Annotated in this window: 14 protein-coding genes; 7 read left to right on the top strand and 7 right to left on the bottom strand. The window is 49.1% G+C overall.

Annotation, left to right across the window (positions count from 1 at the left end; genetic code table 11):
• Positions 1-48: 48 nt before the first annotated feature.
• The 6 genes from aroD to gshA form a co-directional block, all read right to left on the bottom strand.
• Entirely contained in the window at positions 49-798 is a 750-nt protein-coding gene (gene aroD, locus HMPREF3047_RS00995; protein ID WP_070711945.1) for a type I 3-dehydroquinate dehydratase, read from the bottom strand.
• Between the two features lie 27 nt (positions 799-825).
• Positions 826-2,667 carry an excinuclease ABC subunit UvrC gene (uvrC, locus tag HMPREF3047_RS00990; protein ID WP_070711944.1) on the bottom strand — a complete coding sequence of 614 codons (1,842 nt, stop codon included), beginning with the start codon at positions 2,665-2,667 and terminating at the stop codon, positions 826-828.
• 64 nt (positions 2,668-2,731) lie between these two features.
• Positions 2,732-5,503: a DNA gyrase subunit A gene (gene gyrA, locus HMPREF3047_RS00985; RefSeq protein WP_070711943.1), complete on the bottom strand. Its 2,772-nt coding sequence runs from the start codon at positions 5,501-5,503 to the stop codon at positions 2,732-2,734.
• Positions 5,504-5,630: 127 nt separating this feature from the next.
• Positions 5,631-6,113, bottom strand: coding sequence for an acyl-CoA thioesterase (locus tag HMPREF3047_RS00980; protein WP_003686444.1), 483 nt, complete (start codon positions 6,111-6,113; stop codon positions 5,631-5,633).
• Between the two features lie 114 nt (positions 6,114-6,227).
• Positions 6,228-7,298, bottom strand: coding sequence for a magnesium/cobalt transporter CorA (gene corA, locus HMPREF3047_RS00975; protein WP_070711942.1), 1,071 nt, complete (start codon positions 7,296-7,298; stop codon positions 6,228-6,230).
• Between the two features lie 108 nt (positions 7,299-7,406).
• A complete protein-coding gene (gene gshA / locus HMPREF3047_RS00970) occupies positions 7,407-8,765 on the bottom strand; it encodes a glutamate--cysteine ligase (RefSeq protein WP_004520351.1) in 1,359 nt (452 codons plus the stop codon).
• Between the two features lie 264 nt (positions 8,766-9,029).
• Here gshA and leuC point away from each other — a divergent pair, with 264 nt between their 5' ends.
• The 7 genes from leuC (at position 9,030) to leuB (ending at position 14,538) form a co-directional block, all read left to right on the top strand.
• On the top strand, positions 9,030-10,439 hold the full coding sequence (gene leuC, locus HMPREF3047_RS00965; RefSeq protein WP_070711941.1) for a 3-isopropylmalate dehydratase large subunit: 1,410 nt from the start codon (positions 9,030-9,032) through the stop codon (positions 10,437-10,439).
• A gap of 124 nt (positions 10,440-10,563) precedes the next feature.
• Positions 10,564-10,818: a hypothetical protein gene (locus tag HMPREF3047_RS00960; protein ID WP_070608961.1), complete on the top strand. Its 255-nt coding sequence runs from the start codon at positions 10,564-10,566 to the stop codon at positions 10,816-10,818.
• Positions 10,819-10,921: 103 nt separating this feature from the next.
• A complete protein-coding gene (locus HMPREF3047_RS00955) occupies positions 10,922-11,287 on the top strand; it encodes a VOC family protein (protein ID WP_049331002.1) in 366 nt (121 codons plus the stop codon).
• Positions 11,288-11,332: 45 nt separating this feature from the next.
• Complete coding sequence (leuD, locus tag HMPREF3047_RS00950; protein WP_003677355.1) at positions 11,333-11,974, top strand: 3-isopropylmalate dehydratase small subunit; 642 nt, start codon at positions 11,333-11,335, stop codon at positions 11,972-11,974.
• Positions 11,975-12,038: 64 nt separating this feature from the next.
• The gene (locus HMPREF3047_RS00945) at positions 12,039-12,500 is read left to right on the top strand and encodes a NanQ anomerase/TabA/YiaL family protein (RefSeq protein WP_049322093.1); all 462 of its coding nucleotides are present in this window, start codon (positions 12,039-12,041) and stop codon (positions 12,498-12,500) included.
• 38 nt (positions 12,501-12,538) lie between these two features.
• The gene (locus tag HMPREF3047_RS00940; protein WP_070711940.1) at positions 12,539-13,402 is read left to right on the top strand and encodes a DUF1444 family protein; all 864 of its coding nucleotides are present in this window, start codon (positions 12,539-12,541) and stop codon (positions 13,400-13,402) included.
• 65 nt (positions 13,403-13,467) lie between these two features.
• Positions 13,468-14,538 (top strand): 3-isopropylmalate dehydrogenase, encoded by a 1,071-nt coding sequence (gene leuB, locus HMPREF3047_RS00935; protein WP_070711939.1) that lies wholly within the window; start codon positions 13,468-13,470, stop codon positions 14,536-14,538.
• A 57-nt stretch (positions 14,539-14,595) separates the two neighbouring features.
• Here leuB and HMPREF3047_RS00930 read toward each other — a convergent pair whose 3' ends face one another.
• Positions 14,596-14,877 carry a hypothetical protein gene (locus tag HMPREF3047_RS00930; protein ID WP_070711938.1) on the bottom strand — a complete coding sequence of 94 codons (282 nt, stop codon included), beginning with the start codon at positions 14,875-14,877 and terminating at the stop codon, positions 14,596-14,598.
• Positions 14,878-14,961: the final 84 nt, after the last annotated feature.

The raw sequence follows: 14,961 nt of genomic DNA, 5'->3' as shown, positions 1-14,961 counted from the left end.
GCCGTCTGAAAAATATTTTTCAGACGGCCTTGAATATTAATAATTAAACTATCCCAAAATCGCTAAGATTTTCCTTAATTCGTTGGCATCAATTTGGCCGGGGGCCGACGTTTTTCCTGCAGCACCAAAGGTAACGGCCGAGCCGAAAGTCGAGCCGGCCAAGCGGCTGACGGCTCCGGTTTGACCCATGGACATAGTAATAATCGGGCGGTCGATAATTTGTGAAACATCATATGTTGCCTGCAATAAAGTCAATACATCTTGCGGCGATTGCGGCATGACGGCAATTTTGCAGATATCCGCGCCCCACTCGGCCATTGTTTTCAGACGGCCTGTAATGTCTACTAAAGACGGCGTGGCCTGGAAATCGTGATTGCAAAGTAAGGCGGCAGTCTGATACTCATGCGCCAAAGCAATGGTTTGTTTTACGCCGCCTTCCTCGGCAAAAAGCTCGATGTCGATAATATCGGCTTGTTTGGAACGGATGATTTTTTCCAATAATTCAAAATAATAGTCGTCAGAACAAGGCATATTACCACCCTCTTGCGCCCTTCTAAACGTAAACAGCAAAGGCTTGTCAGGAAAAGCCTGTCGGACAATGCCTAATTGCTCGACAATAAAATCGGCATTAAGCGCTTTTTGGAAAAAATCCGCACGAAATTCAATAATGTCAAAAGCCGTCTCTTTCAATACGCGCAAAGCCTGCTCCAATTCCTGCGTATTGGCAGCCACCAGCGGCACGGCAATTTTAGGCAGACCTTTGCCGATCTCGATATTTTTGATGATGACAGATTTCATATTGTTCCTTTTTGCTGTTCAAGCCAATCAGTGCAGATGCTCGTAAATGGTTTCCGCCAAGGCTTTGCTGATACCTTCCACTTTTTCTAAATCCTCGCGGCTGGCTGCAATCACGCCGCGCAGGCCACCGAATCGGGTAAGCAATGCTTGGCGGCGTTTGCTACCGATACCGGGGATTTCGCTGAGTGAGGAAGTAACGCGCGCTTTGTCGCGTTTTTTGCGGTGGCCTGTAATGGCAAATCGGTGCGATTCATCGCGTACGGTTTGCAATAAATGTAAAGCCGGGCTGTTGGGCGGCAGGCGGAAAACTTCTCCGGTAAAAGGCAGAATGAGTTCTTCCATGCCGGCTTTGCGCTCGGGGCCTTTGGCGATACCGACCAAAGGAATGTGTAGCCCGAGTTCTTCCCATACCGATACGGCTACGCCGATTTGCCCTTTGCCGCCGTCAATCAACACGACATCCGGCCATTTGACGGCCTCGCCGTTGGCTTCGGCTTCCTGCATTTTGCCGTAACGGCGCGTCAACACTTCGCGCATGGCGGCGTAGTCGTCGCCGGGTTTGGCGGTGGTGATGTTGTAGCGGCGGTATTGCGAAGGCTGGATGTTTTGTTCATCGTACACAACACAAGACGCAATCGTGGCTTCGCCTTGCGTGTGGCTGATGTCGAAGCATTCAAGGCGATTGAGGCCGTCTGAATCCATGCCGAGGATTTTGGCCAGTTCGTCGATGCGGTGTTGCTGGCTGCTTTGTTGCAGGCGGCGTTGGGCAATCGCCATTTGTGCATTTTGCTCCGCCATTTTCAACCAGACTTTGCGTTCGCCTATGGTTTTGGTGACAAATTGCATCTGTTTGCCGTGTTCGCCTTCCAAAGCCTCTTTCAGCGCATCGGGAATGGGAAAGTTGCTGATGATGATGTCGGGTTTGCTTTTGCCCAGATAATGTTGGGCGACAAAGGCTTCGGCGTAATCTTGTCCGTTTGGTTCGGGATCGTTTTTGGTGTCGGGGAAAAAGCTTTTATCACCGACGTGCCGCCCGCCGCGTATGCTGACCCAGTGTACACAGACCAGGCCGTCTGAAACCGCCAGTGCGAGCAAATCGATATCGTTTGGATTGTTCGGATTTTTGCTGTCGATAAACTGATTACTCTGCATGATGCCGAGCGCTTGGATTTGATCGCGGTAACGGGCGGCTTCTTCAAACTGTAAATTCGCGGCGGCAGTTTGCATTTTGTGTTGCAAGGTGCGCGTCAATTCATCAGTTTTGCCATTGAGGAAAGTCGCGGCTTCACGCACGCTGTCGCGATAATCTTCTTCGCTGATGTGGCCGACACAAGGCGCGGTACAGCGTTTGATTTGGTAAAGCAGACAAGGACGGTCGCGATGCTCGAATACGCTGTCTTCGCAGGTACGCAGCATAAAGACTTTTTGCAACACCTGAATGCTGTCGCGCACGGCGTTGCTGTTCGGATACGGACCGAAATATTGATTAGGCTTTTTCAGCGTGCCGCGGTAATACGCCATTTGCGGATATTGATGGCCGCTGAGCATCAAATAAGGATAGCTTTTATCATCGCGGAAAAGGATATTGTATTTCGGCGACAAGGCTTTGATGAAGTTGTTTTCGAGGATCAGCGCTTCGGCTTCGGAACGCGTGATGGTGGTTTCGATATGGTGAACCTGTTTTACCATCAATGCGATGCGCGGCGAATGGTCGTTTTTTTGGAAATAGCTGGAAACGCGCCGCTTGAGATTGACCGCTTTGCCGACATACAAAACATTGTTGTCTTCGTCAAAAAAACGGTACACGCCCGGCAGATTGGGCAGATTTTTCAGAAAAAGAGGTAAATCGAACGGTTCGGTTGCGCTCACGGGATTTTCTTTTGGAATAAGCAGGCCGTCTGAAAACTTTTCAGACGGCCTTTTTCATTGACGTTTAAGATTCTTGAGACGAAGTATCTTCAGCTTCTACCACTTGGTTTTCGGCTGCATCGCTTTCTAAAGGGGATTCATCTTCAGCCTCTTCGGCCACACGCTCCAAGCTGACCAAGGTTTCGCCTTCATCCAGATTAATCAGACGCACGCCTGCGGCAGCTCGGCCGGTCTCGCGGATTTGCTCAACTTTGGTACGAATCAGGACACCGCCGCTGGTAATCAGCATCAGGTCGTCAGTTTCGCTGACCAAAGTGGCGGCAACCAAATCGCCGTTGCGCTCGCCGGTATTGATGGCGATATTGCCTTGGCCGCCTTTGTTTTTACGGCTGTAATCGGCAATCGGGGTACGTTTGCCATAGCCGTTTGCCGTAGCGGTCAATACTTGCAAGTCGCTTTGCTCGGCCTCGGGGGCGAAGGTAATCAAGCTGACAATCTTGCCATCGGCCGGCAGGCGCATACCGCGCAAACCGCCGCTGCCGCGACCGGACGGACGGACACCGTGTTTGCCGCTTGGCAATGCGTTTTCGGCATTTTCATCATCCAGGCCGTCTGAATCTTCGTTTTCGGTTTCGATATCTGCATCTTCTGCTTCATCGTTACCGGATTTTTCCCAATATTCGTTAAAGCGGATGGCTTTGCCCAAGTTGGAGAACAACATAATGTCGTCCGCACCGCCGGTTTGCGCTGCGCCGACCAAGTAATCGCCTTCTTTAAGCGCGATGGCTTTGATGCCTTGGCTGCGGACGTTTTTAAACGCAGACAGCTGGACTTTTTTCACCATGCCTTGTGCAGTAGCGAAGAAGACGTATTGGTCTTCCGGGAACTCGCGGACGGCCAAGATGGCGCTGACTTTTTCGCCTTCTTCCAATTGGATAACGTTGTTAATCGGACGTCCGCGGCTGTTGCGGCCACCTTCCGGCAGTTTGTACACTTTAATCCAATGGCACTTGCCCAAGTTGGTGAAGCACATCAAATAATCATGCGTGTTGGCAACAAACAGGGTTTCGATAAAGTCTTCGTCTTTGGTTGCCGCTGCCTGTTTGCCGCGGCCGCCGCGACGTTGCGCCTGATAATCGGTAGTCGGCTGGGTTTTGATGTAGCCGCCATGAGTCAGGGTAACGACCATTTCGCGTTGCGGAATCAGGTCTTCATCGGCGATATCGCCGCCAAACGGATTGATTTCGCTGCGACGCTCATCGCCGAAGTTGGCTTTGATGTCTGCCAATTCTTCGCGGATGATTTGGGTAACGCGCTCTGGTTTGGAAAGAATATCCACGAAATCAATGATTTTACTCATCAGGTTTTTATATTCGCCGACAATTTCTTCCTGATCGAGGCCGGTCAGGTTGCGCAGGCTCATGCGCAGGATGGCATCGGCTTGCAATTCGCTCAGATAATAACCTTGACTGTGCAGACCCAAATTTTCAGGCAAGCCTTCAGGACGCATCATTTGCAGGTCCAAATCCGTACGGCTGAGCATATCTTCAACCAAGCTGCTGCGCCATGGGCGGGACAGCAATTTTTCTTTGGCTTCCGGCGCATTGGCAGATTCTTTGATCAGACGGATGATTTCGTCGATATTGGACAAGGCCACCGCTTTACCTTCGGCAATATGGCCTTCATGACGCGCTTTTTTCAGGCGGAACAAGGTGCGACGGGTAACGACTTCGCGACGGTGGCGCAGGAATTCTGACAGAATTTGTTTCAGGTTCAGCAAACGCGGCTGGCCGTCAACCAAGGCCACCATGTTGATACCGAAGCTATCTTGCAGCTGGGTCAGTTTGTAGAGTTGGTTCAAAACGACTTCGGCATTCTCATTGCGTTTTAATTCGATTACGACACGCATACCGGATTTGTCGGACTCGTCGCGCAGGTCGGATACGCCTTCCAGCGTTTTTTCGCGCACCAATTCGCCGATTTTCTCAACCAGCTTGGCTTTGTTTACTTGATATGGGATTTCATCAATTACAATGGCTTCGCGCTCGCCGTTTTTGCCGATAGGCTCGATATGGGTTTTACCGCGCATGACCACGCGGCCGCGGCCGGTTTTATAGCCTTCGCGCACGCCGCTCAATCCGTAAATAGTTGCGCCGGTCGGGAAATCGGGCGCTTGGATGATGTTGATCAGCTCGTCGATTTCAGTTTCAGGCTCATCCAACAAACGCAGGCAGGCATTGATGGTATTGCCCAAATTGTGCGGCGGGATATTGGTTGCCATACCGACGGCAATACCGGATGAACCGTTTACCAACAATGCAGGGAAACGGGTCGGCAATACCAGCGGCTCATGTTCGCTGCCGTCATAGTTGGGACCGAAATTGACGGTTTCTTCTTCGATATCCGCCAGCATTTCATGGGAAATTTTTTCCATGCGGATTTCGGTATAACGCATGGCTGCTGCGGCCAATCCGTCGACAGAACCGAAGTTGCCCTGACCGTCAATCAGTACATAACGCATGGAGAAGTCTTGCGCCATGCGGACGATGGTGTCGTAAACGGCTATATCACCGTGGGGGTGATATTTACCGATAACGTCGCCGACGATACGCGCCGATTTTTTATAGGCGGAATTCCAGTTATTTTTCAACTCGTGCATCGCGTACAACACGCGACGGTGTACCGGCTTGAGACCGTCGCGGACATCCGGCAGGGCTCGACCCACAATCACGCTCATGGCGTAATCGAGGTAGCTCTTGCGCATTTCGTCTTCAAGGCTGACAGGCAGGGTTTCAAGTGCAAATTTATGGTCGTTGCGGATGGTTGCGTCGGTCATGATTATCTGTAATTTCGTATGGCAAAAATCTTGTTGATTCTACCACAAAACAAGCGGTTTATGGCTTTTGCGTGAAGGCCGTCTGAAACAGGATTTCAGACGGCCTTCGTTATTTAATAAATTTAATTTAGTTGCAGCCAGAATCTTCGTTCGCAGCCTGCAAACTCAACTCTTTACGCTTTTTAGCCCTTTCATAACGGCAGCGTTGGCGCTGTGTATTGATTTCCAAAGGTGGTACAGGAACCGGCTTACCGTCTTCAACGGCAACCATGGTGAAGTAGCAGCTGTTGGTATGACGCACTTCGCCTGTGTGGATGTTTTGCGCCTCCACACGGATACCGACTTCCATAGAAGTACGGCCGGTGTAGTTGATACTGGCGTAAAAGGTTACCAGTTCGCCGACATGGATAGGCTCTTTAAACAATACTTTATCAACAGACAGAGTAACGCAATAGGTACCGCTGTAACGGCAGGCGCAGGAATATGCTACTTGGTCGAGCAGGCGCAGAAGATCGCCGCCGTGAACATTTCCGCTGAAGTTTGCCGTATAAGGCATCATCAGTTCGGACATAATCAGTTCATGGGAAGGTAGTTGGCGTTCCGGTTTCATCGTTTATTCTCCTTTTGATATTTATTTTAAAATTGTCTGAAAACTTCAGACTGCACGTGTGCAAAATCATTCTACCGTTTTTAATCGTTGAATTTCAACCCATTGCCTTCCTGTTTACAGCCATTTTCTACGTGAGAAGAAAATCAGCAGTCCGATAATAATGCACAGCATCATACCCAAAACCATGAAGTAGCCGTAATGCCAATGCAGCTCGGGCATATTGTCGAAGTTCATGCCGTAGATGCCGGTGATGACGGTCAGCGGCATAAAGATGATGGTGATAACCGTCAACACGCGCATTTGCTGGTTCATGCGGTTGGATTGGAAGGAAAGGTAAATGTCCATCATGCTCAACACCATATCACGCGAGGCATCAAGCGATTCGATAAGTTGCATATTGTGGTCGTACACGTCGCGCAGATAGACGGTCGACTCGCCTTTGAAAATGGCAAAATCGCCGCGCACGGCCAGTTGATAGAACACATCGCGCAATGGTAAAAGCGTGCGTCGCAGACGGACGGCATCTCGCTTGAGGCGGTGAATCTTACTGAGAATATCGCTGTTTTCATTTTTAAACAGGGACTTGTCTATGACTTCGACGCGGTTGTTGTATGACTCCAAAACAATGAAATAGTCGTCCACAATACGGTCAAGCAGGCAATAAGCAAGAAACGCCGTATTTTTGTTCAAAATATTGTGCGGATTTTCGTGCATCTGCCGACGGAGATGGCTGAACAAGCCCAACGGTTTTTGTTGGAAAGACAACACAAAATCTTTGCCGATAATCACATACACTTGGTCAGAATGGAGTTCGCCCGTAGAGGTATAGTGGTATACCTGTGCGGCAGTAAATACATAGTTGCCGTAGTCTTCGATTTTCGGACGCTGCTTGCGGCTGAGAATATCTTCAATAACTAGCTCATGAATACCATAAGGTTCAAGCGCGTGTTTGAGCAAGACGACATCATTAATACCGACAAAATGCAGCCAGTTGATTTGACCTTCTTGCGGATGGGCAATATCGGGCAAATTTTTTCCGGCAAGATAATCATGCTGAACAAAGGTATCGGCGGAATACAAGGTTTGATGGATAGCAGAACGCGGCGCATTGTCGGTATTGCTGCGCTGCATGGTTTGGTCTTGCAGATTGTCGGTTGTCTCAACTGGATTGGCTGGTTTGCTCATAAAAATAAATCATGTTTTTTAGTTAGAATGAATTGTACAGACAGAAAAGGCCGTCTGAAAACAAATTTTCAGACGGCCTGACAATATCGATCAACGCTTTATGCTTTATTAGGCTTGAGGCGCGGTTTTCTCCAATTCCAATGCGGCAGCAAGCAAGGACAGGCGCGCCATTACGCCGTAAACGTAGAGGCGGTTGTGTTCATTGTCGACGTCGCAGTCTTTTTCAGAACGTGGCATGCCGAGCGAGTCCCATTGTTCAAATACGCGCTTGCAGGCTTCGGGCGCTTCTTGGGAATTGTCGCCGCTGCCGGTGGGGATGCTGTTGGACAGCGGGACGAATACCATGCCGCCGGCGTTGAGGTTTTCGTCTGCACCACGGCCTTCGTGTACACGGAAGAAACCGCCGATAACGAAACGGTCCATCATATAAACGACAGGTTCACACACGGCGCCGTTCATGGTTTCGTAGGTATAAATACCTTCTTGGACAATGACTTCGCTAACTTCTAAACCCTCTTTGACTTTCGCCATTTTGTTGCGGTTTTTACGGTTCAAGCCGCGCACTTCATCCGCAGATTTAACGCTCATCACGCCCATGCCATAAGTACCTGCATCGGCTTTCACAATAACGAAAGGCTGGTCGGTAATGCCCAATTCATCGTATTTGGCTTGAATTTTCGCCAATACGCGTTCTACCGCGTCTGCCAACGCATCCTCGCCTTCACGCTCTTGGAAATCCAAACCGCTGATTTTTTCAAAATAAGGATTGATTTGCCATTCGTCGATATCAATCAACTTGGCAAAGTCGGCAGCAACTTGGTTGTACGCGCCGAAATGTTCGGTTTTACGGCGAGTCGTCCAGCCGCCGTGCAATGGAGGCAAAACGGTTTGGTTGATACCTTTAAGGATTTCAGGAACACCCGCAGACAAGTCATTGTTCAACAAAACAACGCAAGGCGAGAAACCGTCGGCAAGATGTACACGCTCACGGGTACGCAATAAAGGTTCAAGCAAAATTTTGTTGCCTAATGCGGTTTCAAACTCGGTTGGCTCAGTCACTTCAGGATTCAAGCTGCCCAAGCGCACTTCGTATCCTGCCGAACGCAAAATCTCGCTGAGGGCGTAAACGTTTTGCAGATAGAATGTGTTGCGCGTGTGGTTTTCAGGAATAATCAATACGGATTTTGCCGTTTCACATGCGCGCTGTACCGCATCTTGCGCGGCAACCGCCGCCAGCGGGATAAAGTTGGGATTCAAATTATTGAAGCCGCCCGGAAACAGGTTCATATCGATAGATGAAATTTTGTAACCGGCATTACGGATGTCAACCGAGCCATAAAACGGCGGACGGTGTTCGTTCCAATGCGAACGGAACCATGCTTCGATTTTGGCATGATTGGCAAGGACTTTTTTCTCAAATTCCCGTAATTGAGTCAGATGCTCAGGAGCCATTACCGGTAATTTCATTCTCTATACCTCTTGGTAAGTGTGGATGTTGAGTGAGAATGATAGAACTTTTTAGTGCATTTCGACAAGCATTCTTTCAGATAAAATGCATCTTTTTGTCAACAATTCTACAATTTGTCTAATTTTTAATAAGAAATTTTGAAACTTTACGACAAATTTTAAAAATTGGACAAATTTCTATTGCACAGCCCCTATAAAAAGCCTAAAATCCGCCCATAAACACAAACCATCATTCATACTTACCAATTAGCAAAGAAACTCATCATGAGCGCACAAACCCTTTACGATAAACTTTGGAACAGCCACGTCGTCCGCGAAGAAGAAGACGGCACTGTCCTGCTTTACATCGACCGTCATTTGGTTCACGAAGTTACCAGCCCGCAGGCATTTGAAGGCTTGAAGATGGCCGGCCGCAAACTCTGGCGTATCGATAGCGTGGTTTCCACCGCCGACCACAATACCCCGACCGGCGACTGGGATAAAGGCATCCAAGACCCGATTTCCAAACTGCAAGTCGATACTTTGGACAAAAACATCAAAGAGTTTGGCGCACTCGCCTACTTCCCGTTTATGGATAAAGGTCAAGGCATTGTGCACGTCATGGGCCCGGAACAAGGTGCCACCCTGCCCGGTATGACCGTCGTTTGTGGCGACTCGCACACCTCTACCCATGGCGCATTCGGTGCATTGGCTCACGGTATCGGTACTTCCGAAGTCGAACATACCATGGCAACCCAGTGCATTACCGCAAAAAAATCCAAATCCATGCTGATTTCCGTTGAAGGCCGTCTGAAACCCGGTGTTACCGCTAAAGACGTAGCGCTTTATATCATCGGCCAAATCGGTACGGCCGGCGGTACAGGCTACGCCATCGAGTTTGGCGGCGAAGCCATCCGCAGCCTTTCTATGGAAGGCCGCATGACCTTGTGCAATATGGCGATTGAAGCCGGTGCGCGCTCAGGCATGGTTGCCGTCGACCAAACCACCATCGACTATGTAAAAGGCAAACCTTTCGCACCTAAAGGCGAAGCATGGGACAAAGCTGTCGAATACTGGCGCACGCTGGTGTCTGACGAAGGCGCAGTTTTTGATAAGGAATATCACTTCAAAGCCGAAGACATCGAGCCTCAAGTAACCTGGGGTACCTCGCCCGAAATGGTTTTGGACATCAGCGGCAAAGTGCCGAACCCTGCCGAAGAAACTGATCCGGTCAAACGCAGCGGCATGGAACGCGCCCTAGAATACATGGGCTTGGAAGCGGGTACGCCATTGAACGAAATCCCTGTCGATATCGTCTTTATCGGCTCTTGTACCAACAGCCGTATCGAAGATTTGCGCGAAGCCGCCGCTATCGCCAAAGGCCGTAAAAAAGCGGACAATGTACAACGCGTATTGATTGTTCCAGGCTCCGGTTTGGTTAAAGAACAGGCCGAAAAAGAAGGCTTGCACGAAGTATTTATCGAAGCCGGTTTTGAATGGCGCGAGCCGGGCTGCTCTATGTGCCTCGCCATGAATGCCGACCGCCTGACCCCAGGACAACGTTGCGCCTCCACCTCCAACCGTAACTTTGAAGGCCGTCAAGGCAACGGTGGACGCACCCACCTCGTCAGCCCTGCCATGGCAGCTGCAGCCGCGGTTACCGGCCACTTTACCGACATCCGCACTATGGCTTAAAGTATTTTCAGACGGCCTTTATTGATCAGGCCGTCTGAAACAATACCTTGCTCAAGTAAGTTTTCCTATTGCGCAAAACGTCCGAAAACCTTCTTAATCATTGATAACTTGAAAGGAATCTAGTATGAAAAAACTGTTTGCATTAGCTGCCGCAGCCCTCATCCTGTCAGCTTGTTCCAGCACTTGGTCCGGCGCAAAAAACGATACCAACCGCAATTGGGACAAAACCAAAGAGACTGCCGAGCGCGTAGCCGATAAAACCAAAGAAACCGCGGAACACGTTGCCGAAAAAACCGGCGAAGCCGTTAAAAAAGGCGGCAATGCAGTAGGCCGCGGCATGAGCCATGTTGGAGAAAAAATCGAAGCCGCTACCGAATAATTCGGTAAATCAGGCCGTCTGAAGCTCCTGACTCCGTTTCAGACGGCCTGATACATTATTAATTTTTCAGACATTTTCACGATTCCAAGCAAAGGAAGAAACAATGAGTAATCCGTCAAGCTGGTTTGGTATTCACGCTCATGATTTGGATCGCGCCAAAGCCTTTTACGAATCCGTATTCGGTAAGCCCCTGCAAGACGTTGGCGGCAACGGATTCCGTTTCATCATTTTCCCAGCCGATTACACCCAACACGGTACGGCCGGCATGATTTGGCACGACAGCAATGCCCAGCCCGGCCACGGCGGTACAACCATTTTCTTCAATTGCCCGGATTGTGCCGAAACAGCAGAAAAAGCCGTTGCAGCAGGCGGCAAACTGTTACAAGAAAAATTCCGCATTGCCAACGGCTTTGCAGCATTTATCGAAGACACAGAAGGCAACCGAATCGGTTTGCACAGCACACGCTAACCCGAATAGCCATAAAATTTCCCATTATTACTATAAGAATCTGACATGAAAGCCTTTACCAAAATTACCGCCATCGTCGCCCCGCTCGACCGCAGCAACGTCGACACCGATGCCATCATCCCCAAACAATTTCTGAAATCCATCAAACGCAGCGGCTTCGGCCCCAATGCTTTTGATGAATGGCGTTACCTCGACCACGGCGAACCGGGCATGGACAACAGCAAACGCCCGTTGAATCCGGATTTCTCCCTGAACCAGCCACGCTATCAAGGCGCACAAATCCTGTTGACGCGTAAAAACTTCGGTTGCGGCTCTTCACGCGAACACGCCCCTTGGGCATTGGACGACTACGGCTTCCGCGCCGTCATCGCCCCCAGCTTCGCCGACATCTTCTTCAACAACTGCTACAAAAACGGCCTTTTGCCTATCGTTTTGACAGAAGAACAGGTTGACCAGCTTTTCAAAGAAGTTGAAGCCAACGAAGGCTATCAGCTCTCCATCGACCTTGCCGAGCAAACCCTGACCACCCCTAGCGGCGAAACATTCACATTCGACATTACCGAACACCGCAAACACTGCCTCTTAAACGGCTTGGACGAAATCGGCCTGACCCTGCAACATGCTGACGAAATTCACGCCTTTGAAGAAAAACGCCGCCAAAGCCAGCCTTGGCTGTTTAACGGTTGATATAAAAAAGGCCGTCTGAAAAATTTAAGTGTTTCAGACGGCCTTTAATCTACAAAAATATACCATGATTACCGACACCATAAGCAATGCCACCCGCTACGCTGCCTTGCATCCCGACTTTGCCGAAGCCTTCCACCTATTGCAGACCTTGGATTTTGCCAAGCTGCCGGACGGCCAGGTGCCATGCGAGAATCCCAATATCCGTATTTTTATCGGCAGCGAGCCGATGAGGACGCAGGGAGAAGCCCAGCCTGAAGCGCACTTAAAACATATTGATATTCAAACGCCGATTGATGGCAGCGAAACATATGGCTGGATAGACAGAGGCCGTCTGAAAAACGGTTTGGGCTACAACGAAAAGCGCGATATCGAGTTTTTCGACTGCGAGCCGGAAACCTGGCTGACCTTGGAGCCAGGTGAATTTGCGCTATTTTTCCCGAATGATGCGCATGCCCCATTGGTCGGCGACAGGGCGAACATACGCAAAGTTGTTTTTAAAATCCGTGTTGAAACCGAGCGTCTATAATTTTTCAGACGGCCTTATCCCCTTATTCAGGACACAATATGTCTTTTTTCAGCAGGTTGTTCCGCTCCAAACCTAAATTAATGACTTGGCAGGAATTTGTCGAATACTTTGCCCGCCGTATCCAAGAAGAATTGGATCTTGAGGCAAAAATCGACTGGGGCGAAAATATTGCGTCTTCGCCGATTATCGTCCATTTTTCCGAAGACGATGAAGCATCATTCAGCACATATTTGAACAACCATTACACAAGTTATCTGCAAAATCCCGAGGCCTTGGAGGCTATTGTTGCAGCCAATTTAGCGGTTATCTATAAGATTCAGGACGCTGATGCCAGTGTTTCAGCACAACAAATTCTTCCGACGATTAAAAATACGATTTATCTGGAAAACGCCAGACTGATTACAAATACGGACGAAGCCGAACCTGCCGATTATCTGGTATACAAACCGATTGCGGGCGATATCATGGTGCTTTATATGGTGGATACGGAAGAATCCATGCATACGCTCAATCGTGAGCATATGAAAGAGGCCGGTATTGAAGATGAGGACGCCTTGTATCGTACCGCCATGGATAATCTGCGCCAACGAATGAATGGACGTGTTCAAATTCATCATGCCGAAGGTTGGTCATTGGCTCAAATCCATTTGGACAACGACTATGATGCTTCCCTGATTTTGCTTTTGGACGAAGTACTTAAAGACGATCCTATGCTGCCGGCCAACCCCGTTTTTGCAGTCCCGGCGCGCAACGCCCTGCTCGTTTGCAGCCCATCCGATGAAGAAGCTTTGCAGACGATGGCGAATATTGCCCTGCAGGCATTTGAAGAATCTGCCTACGCGATTTCTACCCAGCTTTACCAGTACCATAATGGTACAATCAGCATTTTCAGAGCAAATTGATTTAAGGCCGTCTGAAAAACAGACGACCTACCTTTACCTAAAACCTTCCCATAAGGAAACCCGAAATGACCAAACATATCGCTATCTTGCGCGGCGACGGCATCGGCCCTGAAATCGTTGCAGAAACCGTCCGTGTACTCGACAAACTTATCGAACAAGGTTTGGATGTCAGCTACGAATACGCACCTTTGGGTGGCGAAGCCTATGACGAATACGGCCATCCTTATCCAGAATTCACGCAAAACCTTTGCCGTAAAGCCGATGCGGTCCTGCTTGGTGCAGTCGGTTCTCCTCAATACGACAATCTCGACCGTCCGCTGCGCCCTGAACGCGGCTTGTTGGCCATCCGTAAAGACTTGAATCTGTTTGCCAACCTGCGTCCTGCCATTTTGTATAAAGAGCTGGCCAATGCTTCCACTCTGAAACCGGAAATCGTCGCCGGCCTCAACATCCTCATCGTACGCGAACTCACCGGCGATATTTACTTTGGCGAACCGCGCGGCATCCGTGTTTTGGAAAACGGCGAACGCGAAGGCTACAACACCATGAAATACAGCGAAAGCGAAATCCGCCGTATTGCCCACGTTGCCTTCCAATCTGCCCAAAAACGCAGCAAAAAAGTCTGCTCCGTAGGCAAAGCCAACGTTTTGGAAACCACCGAACTGTGGCGCGAAATCTTTGAAGAAATCGGCAAAGAATACCCTGATGTCGAGCTTTCCCATATGTACGTTGATAACGCAGCCATGCAGTTAGTACGCGCACCTAAACAGTTTGACGTGATTGCCACCGGCAACATCTTCGGCGATATCCTCTCCGACGAAGCTTCCATGCTGACCGGCTCTATCGGTATGCTGCCTTCCGCTTCTTTGGACGAAAACGGCAAAGGCCTGTACGAACCGTCTCACGGCTCTGCTCCTGACATTGCCGGTCAAAACAAAGCCAATCCGCTGGCGACCGTATTATCTCTTGCCATGTTGTTGCGTTACAGCCTGAACGACGAAGCACGCGCTCAACAAGTTGAAAACGCTGTACAAAAAGTACTGCAACAAGGCTTGCGTACCGGCGACATTTACGAAAAAGGTACTAAACTGGTTTCCTGCTCCGAAATGGGCGATGCCGTATTGGCCGCTTTGTAAGAGGCCGTCTGAAAAAAGCGTGAGTTTTAACTCACGCTTTTTTATTATTAATCTATTTTATTTATATCCATCAGGTACAACTGGTGCAGAAACAACAACTCCATCTTTCACAACCATTGACAGAGTTTTAATAGATCCTGTCATTCCATTAACATGTGTCCAAACATAAATCAGTCCTTCAGGAGATGACCTTACTGCACTTGGAGTACCCATTAATGCAACAGCTTCCTTTTCATTCATTCCCTGCTTAATTTGCCGTGCATTATCCCAATTAAAATTAGTACCAGCACATCCTGCTAATAAGACAGAAACAAAAGCAGTCAAAAATAATTTCTTCATTTGTTCATCCTTTTTAAAATATAGTAAATAGTAATATAATTATGCCACAGTATTTAAAATTTGCCATATATTCTTCATAATCGT

The organism is Neisseria sp. HMSC075C10 (genome assembly GCF_001815615.1).
In the GTDB taxonomy this organism is placed as follows: domain Bacteria; phylum Pseudomonadota; class Gammaproteobacteria; order Burkholderiales; family Neisseriaceae; genus Neisseria; species Neisseria subflava_A.
The sequence above is the reverse complement of the archived record's forward strand: the minus strand, read 5'-3'. Positions and strand labels throughout refer to the sequence as shown.

Bases quoted from the DNA above. Each gene is read 5' to 3' on its own strand.
- aroD (WP_070711945.1), bottom strand. From the start codon at position 798: ATGAAATCTGTCATCATCAAAAATATCGAGATCGGCAAAGGTCTGCCT.
- gyrA (WP_070711943.1), bottom strand. From the start codon at position 5,503: ATGACCGACGCAACCATCCGCAACGACCATAAATTTGCACTTGAAACC.
- HMPREF3047_RS00980 (WP_003686444.1), bottom strand. From the start codon at position 6,113: ATGAAACCGGAACGCCAACTACCTTCCCATGAACTGATTATGTCCGAA.
- corA (WP_070711942.1), bottom strand. From the start codon at position 7,298: ATGAGCAAACCAGCCAATCCAGTTGAGACAACCGACAATCTGCAAGAC.
- gshA (WP_004520351.1), bottom strand. From the start codon at position 8,765: ATGAAATTACCGGTAATGGCTCCTGAGCATCTGACTCAATTACGGGAA.
- leuC (WP_070711941.1), top strand. From the start codon at position 9,030: ATGAGCGCACAAACCCTTTACGATAAACTTTGGAACAGCCACGTCGTC.
- HMPREF3047_RS00960 (WP_070608961.1), top strand. From the start codon at position 10,564: ATGAAAAAACTGTTTGCATTAGCTGCCGCAGCCCTCATCCTGTCAGCT.
- HMPREF3047_RS00955 (WP_049331002.1), top strand. From the start codon at position 10,922: ATGAGTAATCCGTCAAGCTGGTTTGGTATTCACGCTCATGATTTGGAT.
- leuD (WP_003677355.1), top strand. From the start codon at position 11,333: ATGAAAGCCTTTACCAAAATTACCGCCATCGTCGCCCCGCTCGACCGC.
- HMPREF3047_RS00945 (WP_049322093.1), top strand. From the start codon at position 12,039: ATGATTACCGACACCATAAGCAATGCCACCCGCTACGCTGCCTTGCAT.
- HMPREF3047_RS00940 (WP_070711940.1), top strand. From the start codon at position 12,539: ATGTCTTTTTTCAGCAGGTTGTTCCGCTCCAAACCTAAATTAATGACT.
- leuB (WP_070711939.1), top strand. From the start codon at position 13,468: ATGACCAAACATATCGCTATCTTGCGCGGCGACGGCATCGGCCCTGAA.
- HMPREF3047_RS00930 (WP_070711938.1), bottom strand. From the start codon at position 14,877: ATGAAGAAATTATTTTTGACTGCTTTTGTTTCTGTCTTATTAGCAGGA.